The organism is Wolbachia endosymbiont (group B) of Horisme vitalbata, from assembly GCF_964028625.1.
Taxonomy (GTDB): Bacteria; Pseudomonadota; Alphaproteobacteria; order Rickettsiales; family Anaplasmataceae; genus Wolbachia.
Window position 1 is genome coordinate 390,809 of the sequence record NZ_OZ034797.1, and the last position, 21,590, is coordinate 412,398.

Annotated in this window: 14 protein-coding genes; 9 read left to right on the forward strand and 5 right to left on the reverse strand. The window is 33.3% G+C overall.

What is annotated here, in order from left to right; all coding sequences use genetic code 11:
• Positions 1-104 precede the first annotated feature (104 nt).
• Entirely contained in the window at positions 105-1,907 is a 1,803-nt protein-coding gene (gene aspS, locus ABWU56_RS02070) for an aspartate--tRNA ligase (protein WP_265041644.1), read from the forward strand.
• Between the two features lie 35 nt (positions 1,908-1,942).
• Entirely contained in the window at positions 1,943-3,205 is a 1,263-nt protein-coding gene (locus tag ABWU56_RS02075) for an MFS transporter (RefSeq protein WP_064085500.1), read from the forward strand.
• Positions 3,206-3,212: 7 nt separating this feature from the next.
• Here ABWU56_RS02075 and ABWU56_RS02080 read toward each other — a convergent pair whose 3' ends face one another.
• Together ABWU56_RS02080 and ABWU56_RS02085 are read right to left on the reverse strand one after the other, a co-directional pair.
• Complete coding sequence (locus tag ABWU56_RS02080) at positions 3,213-4,136, reverse strand: RluA family pseudouridine synthase (protein WP_353281709.1); 924 nt, start codon at positions 4,134-4,136, stop codon at positions 3,213-3,215.
• A gap of 108 nt (positions 4,137-4,244) precedes the next feature.
• Positions 4,245-6,602, reverse strand: coding sequence for an ankyrin repeat domain-containing protein (locus ABWU56_RS02085; protein ID WP_353281710.1), 2,358 nt, complete (start codon positions 6,600-6,602; stop codon positions 4,245-4,247).
• 173 nt (positions 6,603-6,775) lie between these two features.
• Between ABWU56_RS02085 and ABWU56_RS02090 the strand changes: the two genes are divergently transcribed.
• Positions 6,776-8,062: a Na+/H+ antiporter NhaC family protein gene (locus ABWU56_RS02090; RefSeq protein ID WP_353281712.1), complete on the forward strand. Its 1,287-nt coding sequence runs from the start codon at positions 6,776-6,778 to the stop codon at positions 8,060-8,062.
• Positions 8,063-8,236: 174 nt separating this feature from the next.
• Here ABWU56_RS02090 and prfB read toward each other — a convergent pair.
• A protein-coding gene (prfB, locus tag ABWU56_RS02095; RefSeq protein ID WP_230440360.1) for a peptide chain release factor 2 occupies positions 8,237-9,338 on the reverse strand; the annotation gives its coding sequence in 2 pieces (ribosomal slippage) (positions 8,237-9,271 and positions 9,273-9,338; 1,101 coding nt in all).
• A 155-nt stretch (positions 9,339-9,493) separates the two neighbouring features.
• Here prfB and mgtE point away from each other — a divergent pair.
• From mgtE to ABWU56_RS02125, 6 genes are all read left to right on the forward strand, one after another.
• Positions 9,494-10,864, forward strand: coding sequence for a magnesium transporter (mgtE, locus tag ABWU56_RS02100; RefSeq protein ID WP_064085731.1), 1,371 nt, complete (start codon positions 9,494-9,496; stop codon positions 10,862-10,864).
• A 489-nt stretch (positions 10,865-11,353) separates the two neighbouring features.
• Positions 11,354-14,578, forward strand: coding sequence for an ankyrin repeat domain-containing protein (locus tag ABWU56_RS02105; protein ID WP_353281714.1), 3,225 nt, complete (start codon positions 11,354-11,356; stop codon positions 14,576-14,578).
• 405 nt (positions 14,579-14,983) lie between these two features.
• Complete coding sequence (locus tag ABWU56_RS02110) at positions 14,984-16,711, forward strand: hypothetical protein (protein WP_353281716.1); 1,728 nt, start codon at positions 14,984-14,986, stop codon at positions 16,709-16,711.
• 304 nt (positions 16,712-17,015) lie between these two features.
• The gene (locus ABWU56_RS02115; protein ID WP_353281718.1) at positions 17,016-18,047 is read left to right on the forward strand and encodes an ankyrin repeat domain-containing protein; all 1,032 of its coding nucleotides are present in this window, start codon (positions 17,016-17,018) and stop codon (positions 18,045-18,047) included.
• A gap of 476 nt (positions 18,048-18,523) precedes the next feature.
• The gene (locus tag ABWU56_RS02120) at positions 18,524-18,925 is read left to right on the forward strand and encodes an ankyrin repeat domain-containing protein (RefSeq protein ID WP_353281719.1); all 402 of its coding nucleotides are present in this window, start codon (positions 18,524-18,526) and stop codon (positions 18,923-18,925) included.
• A 52-nt stretch (positions 18,926-18,977) separates the two neighbouring features.
• A protein-coding gene (locus tag ABWU56_RS02125) for an IS5 family transposase (RefSeq protein WP_353281091.1) occupies positions 18,978-19,741 on the forward strand; the annotation gives its coding sequence in 2 pieces (ribosomal slippage) (positions 18,978-19,332 and positions 19,332-19,741; 765 coding nt in all).
• A gap of 606 nt (positions 19,742-20,347) precedes the next feature.
• On the opposite strand, the gene ubiA is transcribed toward ABWU56_RS02125, so the two are convergent.
• Together ubiA and ABWU56_RS02135 are read right to left on the reverse strand one after the other, a co-directional pair.
• A complete protein-coding gene (gene ubiA / locus ABWU56_RS02130) occupies positions 20,348-21,235 on the reverse strand; it encodes a 4-hydroxybenzoate octaprenyltransferase (protein ID WP_007302787.1) in 888 nt (295 codons plus the stop codon).
• A 3-nt stretch (positions 21,236-21,238) separates the two neighbouring features.
• The gene (locus ABWU56_RS02135; protein ID WP_006015187.1) at positions 21,239-21,589 is read right to left on the reverse strand and encodes a ribosome-binding factor A; all 351 of its coding nucleotides are present in this window, start codon (positions 21,587-21,589) and stop codon (positions 21,239-21,241) included.
• Position 21,590 lies beyond the last annotated feature (1 nt).

The following is a 21,590-nucleotide window of genomic DNA, read 5'->3' on the forward strand; positions in this document are numbered from 1 at the left end:
AATTATATCCAAATCAGAATTGTTTGTAAAGGATTTTTAGATATTAGCTTGCCCAAAGGTTAATTTATTTTATAATCTTTCTGTATTCTAGAAATTTCAATTAAATGAACTGCTATAAAACTCACGCGTGTAATGAATTAAGGAAGAATGATGTAGAAAAGGAAGTTACTCTCTCTGGGTGGCTGTACCGTAAACGTGACCATGGTAACCTAATCTTTGTTGATTTAAGAGATTTTTATGGAATTACTCAACTGGTATTCAATAATGACAAAGACTTTTTTGATGAAATTTCAAATTTAAAATCAGAAAGTGTGATTACTGTCACAGGAATAGTCAAAGCTAGAACTGAAGACACGGTAAATAGCTCTATTTCCACAGGAGAAATTGAAGTTATAGTTAGTAATTTACAAGTTGAATCGGAAGTTGAGTTCCACTGTGATGAAGAAATAGCAAAAGAAGAAAGGAGTATATTAGCAAGTATTGCCGGTGAGCAAGAATACCCAGAAAACATGAGATTTAAATACCGTTTTCTTGATTTAAGACGTGAAAAGGTTCGTAATAACATTATTCTGCGTTCACAGCTCATTTCAGAGCTCAGGAGGCTCATGATAGAGCAAGGATTTTTGGAAATTCAAACTCCAATACTTACTGCCTCTTCTCCTGAAGGTGCACGTGACTACTTAGTGCCAAGCAGACTAAATCCTGGTAAATTCTATGCATTACCACAAGCTCCGCAGATTTTTAAGCAGTTGCTTATGGTTTCGGGGTTTGATAAATATTTTCAAATTGCACCTTGTTTTCGTGATGAGGACGCAAGGGCTGACCGTTCTCCTGGGGAGTTTTATCAGCTAGACCTTGAAATGTCTTTTGTAACTCAAGAGGATATATTTCAGGTTATTGAGTCTACTTTATATAAAGTGTTTGCCAAATTTTCTCGAAAATCAGTTGATGAAGATTTTCCGCACATTACATACAAAGACGCAATGCTCAAATACGGTTCTGATAAACCAGATCTGCGCAATCCACTATTGATTAGTGATGTAACAGAAATTTTCCATGATTCAGAGTTCAATATTTTCAAAAACAATATCGAGCGTGGTATGGTAGTGAGAGCCATTCCTGCTCCTAAAACAGCAGAAGAACCTCGTAGCTTTTTTGATAAAAAAATAGAACATGCACAAAAAGAATTCGGTGCTAAAGGTCTTGGATATATAACGTTCGATAAAGATGGAATTGCAAAAGGACCAATTGCTAAATTCCTTGATGACAATAGGTTAAATTCCATAAAAGAAATAACAAATATAGAACCTGGAGATAGTGTATTTTTTGCTTCTGATAAGGAAAATGAAGCAGCAATAATTGCAGGGAAAGTGCGTATTCTTTTGGGATCAGAACTAGGTCTTATAGATGACAATATCTTCAAATTCTGTTGGGTGATTGATTTTCCTTACTTTGCGTATGACGATAAAAGTAAAAAAATTGATTTCTTTCATAATCCATTTTCTATGCCACATGGTGGCTTGAAAGATTTAGAAGAAAAGAATCCACTGGATATCCTTGCTTACCAATATGATCTTGTTTGCAATGGAATAGAGCTGTCAAGTGGAGCAATTCGTAATAACAAACTAGATATTATGTACAGAGCTTTTGCCATTGCAGGCTACAGTAAAGAGGAAGTTGATACAAAATTCGGTGCGCTCGTGCGTGCATTTAGGTTTGGAGTGCCACCTCATGGTGGAATAGCACCAGGGGTTGATAGAATGGTTATGCTGCTTGCTGATGAGCCGAACATTCGTGAAGTAATCTGTTTTCCTATGAATCAGCAAGGTGAAGATGTTCTAATGGGTGCTCCTTCTAAAGTAGAGGATAAGCATTTACGTGAGTTGTCTTTAAAGGTTGTTGAATAAAAATTTTTATAGCGGAGTGTGGTAAACTGGAAGTTATGAACAATATTCAAAAAGCAATACTATCAAGCATAATCTGCAATATGATTATATGGTATGAAGTAACTCTGTTTGGAGTTTTAAAGCATATAATAAGCAACGTTTTTTTTCCTTCAGAAAGTGATTATTTAAGCACAATCAAATTTCTTGGCAGTTTTGCAATTGGATTTGGATTTAGACCACTTGGTGCATTTATTTTTGGTTACATTGGAGATAAATACGGCAGAAGGAAAATTTTGCTGACTTCCGTAATATTAGCTTCGATATCATCTACTGCAATTGCGATTATACCAAGCTTTAAAGAAATAGGAATATTTTCTCCTATGCTGCTTCTGCTTTGTAGAATAACACAAGGAATGGCAGCAGGTGGAGAAACAAGTATCAATTCAGCTTTTTTAATAGAGCATTCAAGCGATAAAAAAAATCTAGGCTTTTTAGGTAGCATGAAAGCTTTTAGTGGTGCTCTTGGTTCTATTACATGCTTTGTAATGATAGCTGTTTGCAAAAAGTTTACAGGTGAAAATTATGAAATTTGGGGCTGGAGGTTGCTCTTCTATTTCTGCTCTGTTATGGGTGTAATAGGCTTTTTAATAAGGTACATAATGGAAGAGAGTCTAGCATATAAAACTCATGACCAAAATAAAAGCTTATCTAATTCTCCCTTTTTAGAATTAATCAAGAATTATAAAAGAGCATTTGTGATAGCAATTGGACTTGGCATTGCTCAAAACGCAATTGTTTATTCAGTAATCATGTTTTACAACATATCTGTAAAAGAGCTTATTCTTTCAGATATTGATATTAAAAATGTAGTAAGGATTATGGTTGAAATTACATTTGGGACGTCTGCAGTGCTGTTTGCAATACTGTCTGATAAAGTTGGAAGAAAAAACGTGATCATTCCTACGTTATTAGCTTTAGCTTGTGTCAGTTTGCCGGTACTTTCGCTATTATCAAATGATAACCACTATATTGTAACGCTCACTTTTCTATTAATAAGTGTGCCGATAGGCGCATCTTTTGGAATATATAATTCTCTCGCCTGCGAGTTATTTCCAACAAAAGTTAGATGCACTGGCTTTAGCCTCGCACATAACATATCTGCAGGTATTTTTGGCGGCCTTTCTCCATCGATATGCATGTGGCTTATAGAAAAAACTGAAACAAAACTTGCAGCAGGCATTTATCTTACTATCTGTGCATTAATTAGCCTAATATCTGTACTTCAAATTAAAGCCAAAGATAGAAAAGTTGATTGGTGAAATCGTTTCAGTTGAAAGATAGCACTTCAATAGATTTTTCGATGTGCCTAGGGATAGGAGCAGTAATAGTGATTACTTTATTATTTGGCAATTTTAAAGATAAAGAATGCGAATGAAGGTGGATCTGATTTACTACCCCATCGATAAAAGCTTTTTTACCACCATATTTACCGTCACCAAGAATAGGGCAATTTATATGAGCTAAATGTGCACGCAACTGATGTGTCCTGCCGGTAATTGGTTGTAATTTTAAATAAGCAACATTATGTTTTAATCTTGATATAATTGAAAAATGCGTAGTGGCATTTTGAGGTGAGTCTTCATCAATAACTACTTTTTCTTGCCCTGAAATATATTTTTTCACCAACGGGTAGTCTATTATTCCATTATCTTTGCTCGGTATACCAGAAGTTAATGCTAGGTAAGTTTTTTTTATCCTCCGTCCTTTAAATTCTTCCATAAGGTATCTTGCAACACTGGCATTGCGCGCGAATATTATTACTCCGCTTGTATCTCTATCAAGTCTATGGACAATTTTAAATACTTCCCCTTCTCTTATTTGGTCAAGCAAGTCACTAATGCTAATTTTTACCTTTATACCGCCTTGAACGATTATTCCTGCTGACTTGTTTATAGCTAATATATACTCGTCTTCATATAGTATGTTGTCTCTCAGTAAATTTACTAATTTTTCATTATATTTACGATCAGAATTAGTGTTTTCAATATAATCTAAGTATCTTATCGTTATAGTTTGCCCAGAATTCACTCTATCGCTGGATTTTGCCGTGCAATTATCAACCTTGATTAATCCTTTCCTTAAAGACTTCTCAATTGCAGATTGTTTCAAATTGGGAAAAATTCTTCTAATGTACCTATCGAGCCTAACGTTATTGTCTTCTACTAATATGGTTTTGATACCTTCTGACATCTTACTTATAAAAATTTTATTGTGTAAACTAAAATCTAACATACCTAATGTACTCCTCAGTTTCAGCTACTTGCATCGAGTGCTGCGTGCTGGAATTTAGAGGATTATTTAACTCTTTATAACAGCTTCATATTTTCCTATAGCTGAGTAAAGTGGTAACAATGATAGTTTCTCGATCATAGAGAGGTGAGTATTAGGCTCTTTAGTACTAGGGCCTGGACACGCTTCAGTGTTAGGCCCTGACTTCATACACTCAATGCCGTTAGCTAAAGATGTTACTCTTCCTACATTAACATTTTTAGTGCGATATGACCACCTGTAAGGACTATGTAATATTTGTTCTTTTACTCCATCCATTTCATCTGGACACGCTTTAGTGTTAGTCCCTAACTGCACACATTTAATGCGGTCAGTTATAAGTGCTACTCCTTTTCCATTAAGTTTAGCGTTATACTGTAATTGTTCAATTTGATTAGCTTGATCTCTTATCATACGTTCAAAGCTGATAGATAGATTATGTGATTCTATTTCTCTCAACATATGTGATTCTGTGTGTTGCACTGTCATTAATTTTTTGTTTCTGAGTATACTTGATTCTAAGTCAAGCTGTGTAAGTATAGCTATTGCTCTTTGTTCTGCTTCCACTAGAAGATTACTTATACCTTGACGTTCAGCTAAATCTCTTACAGTTTCACCACAGTGATCAGGCAATGAAGTATTTGCGCGATAACATAGTAAGGTCATTACTACTATCCAGTGTCTACGTTCGACAGCATAAGCTAAAGGAGATTGCCCAGAGCTATCCTGTGCATTAACATCTACTCCATATAAAATTAAGATCCTTACTACTTCCGGATGGTTATACTTGGCAGCTTTATGTAAAGCAGTTGATCCTAAATCATCATCTGCATTAGCATTTACTCCAGCTTCTAATAGAGCATGTACCATTAGTGTATCACCATGTCTGGCAGCACAACGTAAAAACTCAGCTCCCATCAATTTCATCACATCCTTCCATATTCCAAGTTGTATCATAGTAGTTACTGCTTCTAGATAATTATATGGACAAATAGAAAGTAATATTTTCTGTGAATCATTCGTCTCAATACTTGCTCCATGGGCTATTAGATAATACATTACTTTTCTATTGCCTTTTGTAGCAGCACAATTAAAAGGAGTCCATCCCCATGCATCCTTATGGTTAACATTTGCTCCATATTTTATTAAGAGCTCTACTGCTCCCACATTACCATTCGTAGCAGCAATATGTAAGGGAGATCGTCCAATTAAATTATCCTCTAGATTAACATCTGCTCCATGTTCTGATATGCACTTTAATAGGTCTTCTAATATTGAAATATCGTTCTTTGTAACAGCCCAATATAGAGGAGTCCATCCAAATACATCTACTATCTCAATATTTTTGTCGATATTCTTGTCGTTTTTTATTATACAATCCACCATTGCTCTATCAACATTTGCAACAGCAATATGTAAAGGAGTAAGTTTAAGCGCCCCATTCTTTTTAACATCTGCTCCATTATTCATTAATAACCTTACTACTTCTTTATGGCCATTCCTGGCAGCTTCATATAAAGCAGTCAAGTTCATCAGATCTTCCACATTATGATTTACCTTCTTCGTTACTAAGATTTTTATTATTTCTATATCGCCATTTACAGCTGGCTGATATAAAGTAGTCCGTTGAGATGAATCCAACAGATTAACATCTGCCCCTTCTTCTATTAGCTTGCGTGCTACTTCTATGTTCCTATCTTCAACAGCCCAATGTAAAGCAGTCCATTTGAACAACGGACTTGTTGAATTAATATTGACTCCTTTTACTTTAAGCATAGCATTGGTTAAATTGTTCAGCTTAAAATCAATAGCTAAATATAATAACGTGTATGAAAAGCGTTCATGCAAACGATCTATTTCAAACCAATGATTTACATCAAACTCATTTTCCTTCCACTCTCTATACACATTTCCACTTTCTTTCTTTAGTCTATTTAGTGTTTCTAGTATCTTTTGTGTATCTAGCATCACTGGTACCTTTTCTGAGATCTCTCGTGCATTTAGCACATCCTCTAGCGCCACTGCTTTTGATTCTTCTGATGTCTCTTGTACACCTAACCTTTTTAGCATTCTTTTTACCATCTGTTGCGCATTTGATACCCTTAACTCCTTTAGTATCTTTTTTACTTCTTCTTTTGTCTGCGGTACATTTACCACCTTTAGTCTCTTTTTTAATGGCTCTTGTGTCTCTTGTACTCTTGTACTCTCGCCTGATACTTCTAATCTATGCGATATCTCTTCTAACATTCTTGATGTTTCTGCTTGCCCTAGTATCTTTACTTCCTTTAATAGCTCTTTTATTCTTTCAATTACATTGTCTTTACTTAAATTTACCTCTTGATCAATTACACCTAATATTATGTTACACTGTTCATATGTCATTACCATAGCTTTACCTCATACTATAGAGTATTTTTTGATGCTATATATTATGGTAGAATAGTCAACGCATTTTCCATAGCGTAACTTGAGAGTCTAAAAGGACTGTTATTAACTTACAGAAAACCAAGCTTGCCTGAAACCACTTAATTGATTATAATCATAGGTTTTAAGGCAGTAAAATGACAGCTTTTTTTCCTTTGGTTATTTTTTTAATCTTATACCTTGGAAGTGGTGTCTATTTTTCCTTTATTGGAATTGATAATCCGCTTCGCCAAGTTTCACCGGTAATTTGCCTACTACCGGCGCTATTTTTTGCTGTTGCATGCAGTGCAGGTAAAATTCAACGTAACATCGATACTGTCATCGAGGGTATGGGCGATAAAAACACCCTTACTATGTGTTTAACTTTTCTATTGTCTGGAGCATTTTCTGTGGTGACTCAATCAATTGGTAGTGCAGATACTGTTGCTGATTTAATTCTCAATTTCCTTCCAGCAAGATTACTACTGCCTGGAGTATTTTTGGCTTCCGCTTTTATATCAACTGCAATTGGTACGTCTATGGGAGTTGTTGTATTAATGGTACCAATAGCTGTTAACTTAGCAAAAAGTGGGGCTTTTGGTCTTGAAATAGGAACTGCAACTGTAGTTGGAGGTGCCGTATTTGGTGATAATCTTTCAATGATATCTGACACTACTATTGCATCTGTTTCTTCACAGGGGGCCACGATAAAGGATAAACTTAAAGTGAATTCTAAAGTAGCATTTGTTGCCAGCATTATAACGCTTGTCTATCTGTCAATTATGGCAGATAGTACAAAAATTATTCCTACATCAAATTTAGATTATTTATCAGTAATAAAGATTATTCCTTATATTTCTTTAATAATCATGGGGTTATTTGAAGTTACTACTTTAGTAACAATAACTATAAATATAATTGTTGCTAGTGTATTAGGGATGACTTTTTTTGACTATACTATCATTCAACTCTCTCATGACATATATGACGGTTTCAAAAAAGTAAACGAGATAGTGATATTTGCTCTATTTATTGGCGGATTGAGTCATATAATGTACAAGCAGGGTCAAAAGGCATTACACAAACTTATCGATGAAAGCAATATCACAAAAACTAAAGCTGAATTTGTAATAGCGGGCATAGCATCTATGTTTACTGTTTTAGTTGCTAATAATACCATTGCTATTTTATTAAGTGGCGATATTGCAAAAAGGCTCGCGCAAAAGCATAATATTCCGTCATACCGTAGTGCATACTTGTTAGACATTTTTGCTTGCGTTACAAAAGGCATTTTGCCTTATGGTTCCCAGCTGCTGCTAGCAGGTAGCATTGCTTCTGTCTCACCTATTTCTTTGTTAACACAAGTGTATTATTGCTTTATTTTAGCAGCAGTTACAGTAGGTGAAATAATCATCAATGGCAGACGTTGCGCGGCTACAACTTAATGTACGAAGATTTCTCTTCATATTACATTTTTGTGCCCATAAGAAATGAGTTGCCATTTTCATCAGCTACTTGGATAATAGATATATTCACAAAATTGTTCCATTTTTCTCAATAGGTTTTGGTTTTCTTTTCCCCTTATTAGCAGAGCATAAAACTTAGCTTTTTAATAAATCTCATTTTAACTCCAATACACTAACTATGAAACAATCTATATTGCCATCAAAAACGGAATTTATATTGCCAACTTCATGTCCAGTCCTTAAATCCTTTACCATTTGATACGGATGCATAACATACGATCTGATCTGACTGCCCCAACCTATATCGCATTTCTTGCCATATTCTTCGGCCATTTTCTGTTCTTTTTTTTCCAATTCAATTTGATATAAACGTCCTTTAAGTAGTTTAAGTGCTTCATCTTTATTTTTATGTTGAGAACGACCATTTTGGCATTGAGCTACAACGCCTGTTGGAATATGCGTAATACGTACCGCGCTTTCAGTCTTATTTACATGCTGACCACCTGCTCCAGAAGCACGGTAAGTGTCGATCTTTAAATCCTTTTCATCCACAACAATATCTATTGAATCTTCAATCACTGGAGTTACTCCTACACTTGCAAAACTGGTATGACGTTTACCATTTGCATCAAATGGTGATATTCTAACCAATCTATGAACTCCACTTTCGCTTTTTGCCCACCCGTAAGCTTTTTCTCCGATGATCTTTATTGTTGTAGATTTTATACCAACTGCATCACCATCTAATTTTTCTACAACTTCAACTTTAAAATTGTGATAAATTTCTGCCCATCTTGTATACATGCGCATGAGCATCTCAGTCCAATCATTGCTCTCTGTTCCACCAGCTCCTGAGTGGATTTCTAAAAAGCAGTTATTGTTATCTGCTTCACCAGTAAATAAGGATTCTGTCTCTTTAAGTTTGATTAATTTCTCTAGCTTTACTAACTCACCTTTAACTTCAGAAAAAAATTCTTCATCATTCTCATCAATAGCAGATTTCATCAAGCTGATAGAATCGTTGTAATCGCTTTCTAGCTTTGAAAACGATTCTATTTCATGCTTAATTTTAGAGCGTTCTTTTAAAATCTCTTGTGCTTTTTGATTGTCTTGCCACAGATTATCATTCGACGCTTGAGAATCCAGCTCTTCAAGACGCAACTTCAATTTTTCTATGTCAAAGACACCTCCTGATAAGAGAAATACTTTTATTTAAGCCTTGAAAGTATTCAAGGATTTCTGGATGGGTTTTCATTATACTTTAGACTTTAATATATTTATTATCACTAACAATAACAGCAAACAAAATAGAAATTTAACCATATAATAGTTAATTCAAAATAATTTTATTATACTTGAATGTTCAATAAAATCAAGTGTGTATATTTATTAAAAAAATAAGGTAAAGTAATGAATATTAAAACAAGTTCTCATTATGGTTTAGACAAAAAGGCTATTGATGATTTAATAGAGTCTCTCGATAATCAAGAATTAGAGAATGTTCGTAATATTGTAAAAACGATAGATAGCGTTCAGTTAGCTTATTTTTTATCTACTTCGATCAGTGATCACAGGGAGAAATTAGTTAATATCCTCGATCAACATTTGTTAAGTGATGCCTTAGTACATGTAGTACCAGATTTACAAGTAGAGATCATAGAAATATTGGGAATAGAAAATACAGCAAAGTTACTAATGCTTCTTGATATAGAAGACATAGTAGCTATAGTGAAAGATTTAGATAGAAAGTCTATAGAAAATATACTTAACTACTTACCCAATGCAACTCAAAAATTAGTAGAGGAATTGTTATCATACCCAGAAGAAAGTGCAGGAAGGTTGATACATAAAAATATGGTTATAGCTCCATATTATTGGACGATAAATCAGCTAATGGAATTCTTACGCAACTATAAAAAAATACCGGAAACATTTTATCAAATTTTCATCATTAACTCAAAATTAGAACCCATAGGCATTTTCAACTTAAATAAGGTAATATCTCACTCAGGAGAAACAATAATAAAAGAGATAATGAGTCAAGATATAAAAATAATTAAAACTGGAATGGACCAAGAAGAAGTAGCAAGAATATTTAAAGATTACGCTCTATTATCAGCTCCAGTAGTAAATAAGAATGGTAAAATTATAGGTGTAATCCTTATTGAAGATGTAATCAAAATTGTTCAACAAGAAGCAGAAGAGGATGTGCTTAAAATAAGCGGTGTATCTTCTAAATCTGATATAAATGCCCCTATACATAAAACTATAATTAAAAGACTACCTTGGTTACTGTTTAACCTCTTAGCTGCAACAATATGTTCTATAGTAGTTGGCTTTTTCGATAACGTAATACAAAGTTTTATAGTACTGCCAATAATTATGCCAATCATTGCATCGATGAGCGGAAATGCAGGATCCCAAACAGTAACACTAACTATCCGGGCAATCGCAACAAAATATCTAACTGAGCAAAATGCAAAAAGAATACTGATGAAAGAATTTTTAATAGGTCTTATAAACGGGGTGATCTTATCTACTATTTCATTAGTAGTGTTAGCAATAAGGTTTCACAATGTCAAAGTGGAGATGATTTTTGTGGTCTCCATGATTATGATGTCAATTATTGCAACGTTCATCGGAACTTTCATTCCTATAATGCTTCATCGTTTAAGATCCGATCCTGCTGTTTCGTCTTCAATCTTAACATCAGCAACAACTGATATTCTCTCAGCTCTTATATTTTTTGGTCTAGCCACGATCTTTTTATTAAATAGCTGAATCTTGCTATATAAAAAAATTGCTTTACAAGCTTTACCGTCCACGTTATCATTACTCATAGATGCATTGAAGAAGAAAAATAACAGTCGATAAAGAAATAAAAGTACATGAAACTGAGCTGCTTTAGTTTTAAAATAAAAACTAAAATAAGATGCTAAAGTATGCAAAAAAATTCTTGCTTTGCTAGATCTTTTTAGCTACAATGCAGTCTAACGTAATGAAAACATGGGGTGTGAGTTAGATGCATTGTATTATGTATATCACTCAGAAAGCAATTCTCGATTTTTTAAGAATATATCTATTTTAGTCAGAAGTCAAAAGAAAAGCACACTGTTACTCAGCAATTAAAGTTACTTAGGATTACCGTAAGGTTTCTACAGCAAATTGGTTTGGTACAGCTGCATAAGAATCAAATGTTGAAATCAATCTTCAGAAAAGAGGTTTACGACAAAACAATCAAAATATGAATATTAAAATATAGGCGGCTTTATGTTAGGTAAAGAAAATATAGGAGAACAAGTAGCAGATAATCAAATGGATTATGTAGATGCTGGATCAGCAATAGTTGATTATGAAAATATATTATCTAGTGAAGAACTTCAGTGTGGACGAAGTCAGGAGAGCCCTAGAGTAACAAGATCTTCATCTATAGGCAGCAGTAGTACATCGACTGATGATGAAGAAATGTTTAGCTGTATAAGCATTACAAGTGATGAAATAGTGAAAAAAGCAACTTTTTTTGTTAAGACTTTTGTTAAAGAATTCGAGGAAAAACTATCTGAATGTTCTAAAGAAGCAAAACCAGGTTCAAAAGTACGTAAAACAGGTAAAGTAGTAGCTAAGGTTGTATCAACTGTGGGTAATTATATTCCACCAAGTGTGGAGAAAGTAGGTACTTCTCAAGTTATGGAGTGTGTGAGTTTTGTTTCTACAAACCAACATAGGAAAAAAGCAAAAATATTTTCTACAATAGTTGCGCCTTCAGAAGGTAACTTAAGAAAGATTTTAATAGAAGCTGGCTTGGAAATTTTTCAAAGTTTTGAGAAGCAATTCACTAAAATTGTGGATACTAATCAGTTGTCTTGTAATAGGGGGATTGAGAAGTTAGCAATGGATACTGTATCCAGAGTAATAAATTACACTACATCTTGCAACGAGAAAGGAGAATTTCCCAATCTTCACATAACTAAAGGTGTTATTTTAGGTAAATCAAAAAGAAAGTACCCGTTTACTACACGTACTGGACATCAAGTAAAAGATAAACAAAGTGGTGAAATGTTGATGACTTCAGAGTTATATGAAAAGGTGGGAATAGAGAAAGCAGAGGGTGAGATTATTAAGTATTATCAATTGAAGGAGCATGACTTTGCTGAAAAATACGGCTATCGGCTTCCCTTTACGTGGGAATTAGAAAATTGGGAAGAGTTAGAACAAAAATATGTACTTAGTGCAACATCTAAAAAAAGAGAGTATGTGCGTATTTTAGATGAGGAAAAAAAGAAAGGATTGGCTAGTAGTATATTAAAAGAGATCAATGAAAACGATTCAGCAAAAAAAAAGGATATACAAGAACTGCGTGAAGAAATCAGAAATTTACGAATACTTCATGAAAAAGAAGGTAAAAATACATTTTCCTTTAATTTGGGCTATTTACCAAAATTCTTTATAAAAAGAGAAGTGATGTTAGACGAATTAAAAAAGAAGTTAGATAGTAAAAATCAAGAAGTAGAACTGTCACGAATGGTCTTGATTAATGGAGAATATGGAACAGGAAAAAGTGAATTAGCTAGAAGCTACGCATATAGTAAGGAGAGTAATATTTGGACAAAAGTTATATGGATAAATGCTAAAACATATGACACTCTTTTCAATTCATTTCGTAATTTAGCTAAAGAATTAGAAATTCCTACAGAAAATGATAATGATATGGATTTTAATGTTGTTCGAGATAGAGAAATAGAATCTATTGTCCAGGATGTATACCAGTATTTTCGAGACGTAAAAAGTCTTTTCATCTTTGATAACACCAGTAAGTATAAGGAGATCGAAAAATTTTTACCATCCTATTTTCCTAATTTGTTTTTTCATGGAGAAAAGCCTTACGTTTTAATTACTTCTCGTAGCAAGAATTGGGAAAAAGAAATAGAAAAGACACAGTTGAATGATGGATTTTCTCTAGGAGAAGCTATAACATTTATTGAAAGGGCCTTAGGGATGAAAGATAAATTAGAGAATCGCTATCTAGTAGAGTTAGCAGAAGCGTTGAATTATCTACCATTAGCTTTGGTGCAAGGAGCAGCATATATAAAACAAGAAAAGATTAGTATTAGCGAATATCTAAAACGCTATAATGAAGCAATACAAAAATCAAATCCTGATCTTTTGGAAGCATTAGGTATCACCAAAGAATTATTTACAACTTTGAAGCTTAACCTTAATAAAATAAGAAGAGAAAAAAATGTTGGGCAGCAATCGCATGATATTGTATCATATATGGCTTACTTGGATCCCAATCAAATTGATATAGAAGAAATTTTCCTCCAGAAGAAATCAGAAAAAGGTAAGCAACAAGTTTTGGATGCTCTTAATCTACTCAATAAGTTTTCAGTGATTGAGCTAGAGGAGTCAATAGCAAGAGTTCATAAAGGGATACAAAAAACAGTAAGAGTAGAGAAAGAACGAACAGGAATAGAAGAAGAAACTTTAAGAGAAATGATGACATCATTTTGCCTTACGAATCCAAATCACGTTAAGTCTGTTTGGAGTCATGCAAGTAAATATAGTAGATTAGTTAATGAATTTATTGATTCTATTTATGATGGAGGTACTATCTTACATTTGCTAGCCAAAGATGGTAATGAAAAGGTTATTAAGCTGATATTAGAGAAAATATATCCTGATAAATTAAGTAAAGTTATTAATGCTATTGATGAAAAGAATTTTACTTCTTTAGATTATGCTATCATACATGGTCACTTAGGTACTGTTCAGCATCTTGTAAGGAAAGGGGGTGATGTAAATCTAAATAACACAAAAGGTATGAATCCTTTGCACTTTGCTGCCGTATATGGTCACTTAGATATTGCTAAATACCTTGTAGCGCAAGGGGCTATAATAAAATCATTAAACAAAGATAGTATGTGTCCTTTGCACTTTGCTGCTATATATGGTCACTTAGATATTATTAAATACCTTGTAGAGGAAGGAGCTAGTATAAATATAAAGGATAAAAATAACATGCGTCCTTTGCACTTTGCTGTTATATATGGTAGATTGGATATTGTGAAATATCTTGTAGAGAAAAGAGCTAATATAAATCTACGTAGCAAAGAAGGTGAGAGTCCTTTGCACTTTGCTGTTATGCATGGTCAGTTAGATATTGTTGAATACCTTATAGAGAAAGGAGCTAGTATAGATAGACAAGATGAAAAAAATATGAGTCCTTTGGACTATGTTATTGTATATTCTAACTCAGAAGAAATTATTTATTATCTTGAAGATATGCACTTAGCTCCAGACTTAAAAACACAATCACATAAAAGAAACCTAGAGACATTTGATGAACATACACTACCTAAAAAAAGAAAATTAAAAAATATAAGTGAAGCATTGCAATTTGAAGATAAAAGCACAGTTAACTTAACTCATAGGTCACCTATATCTTCATTTAACAGCGTCTCTGTACAACCTGCAAACAAGGACTTAAGACTATAATTTTACAGTAAGCTATTTAATTTCATGAGGGGAATTTCAAAAAAACAGAGAAATAAAGTAATAAATTGATATAAATTCGCGTAGAACAAGTGGTAGACCAAGATCCCAAAACAAATTCTTCTCTCACTAGCTAATGTTGTTTGCTGGAAATGGTTATATTGTTTAAATTTTTAGCAATATGTAATACTAATTCATTAAAAAATGGAAAAGAAGAATTATGGTAAGAAAAGTTTATGCTTATCTTATAATAAAAGTGCAATAGAAATTTTCCTAAAGAAAGCAAAAATCGCAGAAGTATACAAAAAAAATATAAGCATTTATAGTACTCAAAAATGTAAGTACAGTAATGTTAAGAACTATTAAGTATTTATGCTGCATAATGTATCTATAGGTTAGAGGTAATTTATGAACAGAAACACACAATCACAGAAAAATATTCAATATAAAATGTTAATAGCGGCTGCTAATTATAAAGCATTTAGGGAAGCTGCTACTGAAGGTAATATTGAAACGTTGAAATTTCTATTGGACAGAGCGAAACTACTAGATTTACAGTGTAAAATGTTGGCAGTTAATGATTATGAAGTATTTAGAGAAGCTGCCGGTAATGATAATGCTGAAGTATTAGAGCTGCTGCTGAATAGAGTAGAATTACCAGAAGAACTACATACAATGTTAGCAGTGAAGAATTATGAAGCATTTAGAGAAGCTGCTGTTGAAAGTAATATTAAAGTATTGGAGCTTCTATTGGACAAAGCAAAATTACTAGATGTACAGTATAAAATGTTGGCAGCTAATAATTATGAAGCATTTAGAGTAGCTGCTTATGCAGGGCACACTGAAGTACTGAAACTCTTATTGAATAGAACAGAATCATCAAATGTACAGCGTGAAATGTTGGCGGCTAATAATTATGAAGCGTTTAGAGTAGCTGCAGATGATGATGGTGATATTGAAACGTTGGAGTTTCTATTGGACAGAGCGAAACTACTAGATTTACAGTGTGAAATGTTAGCGGCTAATAATTACGAAGCGTTTTGGGAAGCTATCAGTGAAGGTAATATTAAAGTGTCGAAGTTGCTCCTGGATAGAGCAGGATCACTAGAAGAACAACATGCAATGTTAGCAGTGGAGAATTATGAAGCATTTAGGGCAGCTGCTGACAGTGGTAATATTAAAACGTTGGAGTTTCTATTGGATAAAGCGAAATTACTAGATGTACAGAGTAAAATATTGGCAGCTAATAATTATGAAGTATTTAGAGTAGCTGCTACCGGTAATGGTAATATTGAAGTGTTGAAACTACTGCTGGATAGAGTAGAATTGCCAGAAGAACGACATACAATGTTGGTGGCTAATAATTATGAAGCATTTAGAGAAGCTGCTGCTGAAAGTAATATTAAAGCATTGGAGTTTTTATTGGATAGAGCAGGATTGCCAGAAGAACAATATGCAATGTTGGTGGCTAATGCTTGTCAAGCACTCAGAATAGCTGCCAGTGAAGGTAATATTGAAGTGTTGGAGCTACTATTGGATAAAGCAGGATCTCCAGAAAAACGACATGCAATGTTGGCGGCTAATAATTATGAAGCGTTTAGGGTAAATACTGTTCATGTTGACATTAAAGTATTAGAATTTCTATTAGATAAAGTAGGATCGCCAGAAAAACGACATGCAATGTTGGCGGCCAATAATTATGAAGCATTTAGAGAAGCTGCTGCTGAAGTTGATATTGAAGTGTTAGAATTTCTATTAGATAAAGCAGGATCACCAAAAGAACAATATGCAATGTTAGCAGCTTATAATCATAAAATGCTTTCTTCCCATATAATTGAGAGCCATGAATATTCTTCTGAGGAGTTCAAAAGGATGTGTCTTGAAGCTGTGATAAACTATAATAGTAAGGAAATGCTTGATACAGTGCAGTCAAACCTTTTCCCTTCCAGTACCCGTCAAGAAGTAGATGAATCTTATCAAGAGAGAAAGAGAAAATTTGAGGCAATAGAAGATTTATCAAAATCACAGCCAGGACCTTCTGGGTATAAATCACTATCAAGGCATCCTCAAAGAAAAATGTCATGTGTAAATATTGAGCCAGGAAATGGAGAAAGAGAGAAGGTAATGAAATGTTGAGAAAACATTCAAAAAAGTGTGTCAAATCAAAAAATAAATTAATATAAAGAAAAGTTTGTATGTATTGAGTGGTAGACCATAAGATCCAAAAACAAACACTTCTCACATTTGCTGGTTTTTGTTGCTGAAAGTAGATATATCGTTTAAATTCTTAACAAGAAGATATATTAAATTAATAATAATTTATTTAGGAATAGTAAAGAAGAATCGAGTAAACTTATAGCAAGTTTGACTGAATAGTAAAAAATTGACATTTATGATAAAATATATTAATATCAAATATTAATATATAAATGAGTAATTTATGAAACAAATAGAACAACGAGAATTATATAAAAATCTTGATAATGCATCTGGAGAACTAAATTCCGAGGAATTCATAAGGTTAATAAAAGATAACAAAGTAGATGTTAATGCAAAAGATAAGGATGAACGAACTCCTTTGCATCATGCTGCTCACAGATTATCTACAGAGGAAGTAAAAGTTCTAATAGAAGCTGGAGCTGATGTGAATTCAGTAGACAGATGTGGATGGACTCCTTTGTTTGCTTCTATTATTTCTTACTATGGAGAATTTAGAAATATAATAAAAGTTCTAATAGACTTAGGAGCAGATATTAATGCAAAAGATAAGAATAAAAAAACTCCTTTGCATTGGGCTACTGAAATGCGCTTTACAGATATTTGTGAGGTTATACTAAATCACATAGCAAGACTAGAAGTTGCTGGCTTATATGTAAGTGAGGAAAATTTACAAAAGAAAAATGAATTTATAACCACTTCAACCGAGAGGTATAACAATTATTTACAGCATCTTAAAAATTGTGAAGAAGAAGTTAAAAAGATTAAAGAAAGAAATAAGTCACTATATGACTTTTTGAGGGAAAATGACGTTAATAAAATGGCTGGCATATGGGAGCAAAATGAAAACGTACGTAATGAATTTGATAATGAAGAGAATTTAAAAAAGCTATATCCAGAATATGCACATATTTTAATTAATAAGGCTGATGAAGTAAAAAAAGAAATTTTCCTTCATAACCATAGACCATTGATTGATGTTTTATCAGAAAATTATAAAGGAGATTTTCAAAAAATGTCATTTGCTGGCATAAAAAACTCTCTTATGTTTCATAATAATGATTATAGTTATATTCAACAAGAAACGGGAGTAACTTTGATTAATTGTTTAGATTTTGAAGATGTGAAAGAAAGGCATGTGCCTAAGCTTAAAGTAAGGGTATTTGCAGAAATGATTCAAAACAAAGGTATAAATAGTAATATTGAGTTTTCAAGCACTGAACAAACTCAAGGAGCTAGTCAGTCTCTTAATTAAAGAGGGATACATGGAGACCTGCTGCAAAAACAAAAAGAGGTGTTTCTCACTTCTATAAAGTATTTTTAAACGTGATTTTTTAATATCATAATTACCATAAAAACTGGGGCTTTCCTTTTGCAGCAGTTCTTGAGTTCCAGCAACAGACCAATCCATCCCAAAACGAACTCTTCTCTCACTAGCCGGTTTTAGTTGTTGGGAATGGTTGTTTTATTTAAATTTTTAGTAATGTATACTATTAAGTCAGTATTAATTCGTTAAGAACTTTCATTAAAGATTATCAAAAAAACTTCTAAATAGGGATTGACAAGTTTTAGAGATGGAGTATTTTATGAAAAGTATATTGAGCTATTAATTTTTTATGTATAATAAATATGATAGTGAAAATATTTTTCTTTATATTATGAGGTAGCTGTTTTATTCAGAAAAAGATTTTTTTCTTACTTTGAAATTGAGTGGTTTTTATCGAGGGTTAAATGATTAATGAATTATTTGCTGCTGTACGTAGTGGAGATGCTAATCAAGTTGCGGATCTTATCAATAAAGGGGATGATGTTAATGCCAGGGACAATAGAGGCAATACTCCTCTACATTTAGCTGTTCTTGCAGATAAATTACAGGTAGTAGAAAAGCTTATAGAGAGAGGAGCTGATATTAATGCTAAGAATAATCATGGCGCTACTCCTCTGCACTGGGCTGCTCTTAATCAGAATGTCAGTATAGTAGAAAAGCTTATAGAGAAAGGGGCTAATGTTAATGAGAAGAATAAATATGACAATGTCCCTCTGCACTATGCTGCTTTTTTTAATGGTTGCTTAGGTACAGCAGAAAAGCTTATAGAGAAAGGAGCCAATGTTAATGCTAAGAACCTGTCTTGAAAGGTAATGAAGAAAAGAGTATGATGAGGTAAGCAAAAAATAGGAGGGTAAGTTGTATCCAAGTGATATAAGTGACAAGGAATGGGAAATTTTAGAGCCCTATGTTGCACAAGGAGCGATAGGACGACCAAGAAAACATAACATAAGAACAATTATTAATGCAATAAGGTACATAATGAGGGGTGGTTGCCAGTGGAGAATGCTACCAAAAGATTTTCCTCCATGGAAAACGGTGTATGACTATTTTCTCAGGTGGCGTAATAATGGAAAATTGAAAAAAATACATGACATGCTAGTAAAAGAGGTAAGAAAAATGGTTGGCAAAAATGAAACACCTTCAGTAGGTATAATTGACAGTCAATCAGTGAAAACGACTCAAAAAGGGGATCAAGAGGATATGATGCCGGTAAAAAAATAAAGGGTAGAAAACGTCATATTATTGTAGATACACTAGGTCTTGTAATTACTGCAGAAGTACACAGCGCAAGCATTCAGGACCGTGATGGTGCTACCAATCTTTTTGTTCAAGCTAAATGCAAAGCTCCAACATTACGTAGGTTTTTTGCTGATCAAGGGTATAAAGGTAAATTACAAAATCGATGTTTGTTGGAAACTGGATGTTTGCTAACGATTACCAAGAAATTGGTTGATACAGGATTTCAAGTTATTCCTAAACGTTGGATTGTAGAACGAACCTTTGCCTGGCTTTCCAATTTTAGACGCATGAGCAAGGATTACGAACATTCTCCTCTTACTTCAAAAAACAATATCTTATTTAATATGATTACTTCTATGCTTACTAAATTAGCCAATTAACTCCTTTCAAGACAGGTTCTTAGAGCCTCAAAGTTATTTAAGTAATACTTCTGTTCAAGGTCATTTAATTCAGGATAGAGGTTTAATAAATCAAGGTAAGGCTTAATTCCTTAGCTTTTTGATTTCATCTAGTAAAAGGTTGGTAATTTGATCTTATAACATCAATGGGCACACCAGCCTTTATTTTGTATGCATTCAAGCAATGTGTGACTATTACGCCACCTAAAAAAATAATCATACACTGTCTTCCATAGAGGAAAATCTTTTGCTCTACTGGCAAATACCTTTCATTATGTATTGTATAACATTAATAATTGTTCTTATTTTGTGCTTTCTTGGCCACACCTTGTGCAACTCTTGGCTCAAGAAATTTCCATTCTTTGTCGCTTACATCACCTGGATATATTTTTTACTGATCCTATCATATTATCTTCCTGATTTCCTTTCAAGATATGTTCTAAAAAGTAGAATCCGTTCAGCAGGGTGACAAAATAAGATAGAAAAGACAGCCATAGAAATAAATGGTGTCATTTCAATATGATGCTTTCTCTGTCATCCCAGTACTTGACACTGGAATGACACCATTTTTGCTTCGATATTTACACATTAGCCATGCATCTGAACGGATACAAAAGTAGAATTTAGAATTCTATCTAAAAGGATACCGAAAAAGAGCAGGAGTCCTATCTGGGAATTATTTTTAAATATGGACATGCATTGATTAGAATCGTCTGGATTGAAATTTTTGTGTTGGTGGTGAAATATGAATCCTATGGCAAGTAAAGCAATATAAAAGATGTTATTTAATGATGATAGTATACCAGCGTACAACCATGCCATTAAGGATATTAAATAAAATCTTTTCAACCAAGATTTTGTTGTATTGCCAAAATATAATGCAGTAGATTTCATTCCTAATTTCTCATCATCTTTTTTATCTTGATGAGCGTATATAGTATCATAACTAAGCGTCCAAAAGACGCATCCTATATAAAATAGCAAGGATTCTATGCTAATCTGGTTTGTTATTGCTGCTGAACCCATGAGTGATCCCATGTTGAAAGTAAACCCTAAAAACAATTGTGGCCACCAAACGTAACGCTTTAGCAAGGGATAGATAACTATCATGCACATTGAAATTATTCCAAGTATAAGAGTAGTTTTATTGGTTAATAATAAGATTACCAGGGCAATAGACAGTAACAGTGAAAGTAAAGCCAAAGCCTGCTTTATGTTTAATGCACCACTTGCAAGTGGCCTATATTTTGTTCGTTCAACGTGCGCATCTATTTCTCTATCGAAGATATCATTGATTATGCACCCTGCAGGTCTCATTAAAAATGCACCTATAGTAAACAAAACAAGGAGAAAAAGAGCCTGATACGATAGAGAAGTTGAGGCTAAAAGAATGCCGCTTAAGCTAGAAAATAGCACAAGCCATAAACCTGTTAAACTGTGTATTCTCATTAATGAGAAATAATGGTTGAAATACATTAATTAAGTGTGATTATGTAATATTTTGCTTACATTGACAAAATTATCGAATGCTAAATCAGGCTTAAAAACTAACTCAGGTATAAATCGCAAATCAACATAACACAATATAGATTTACGTATTGACCATGCAGATTGGTTCATTTCATTAACAACAGTGCTGATATCATCATTATCATTTTGGATGTTTAATGAAGATAACACAATATATACATCTGCTTTCTTCAAATCTTTGCTTAGCTTTACATCAGATACTACTACTTTTTCATTAAGAACATTACCTTCCATTAAGACTTTTGATATTGCCCTGTGTAATACCGATGCTACTTTTAGGTTTCTAATTTCCTTTTTCATA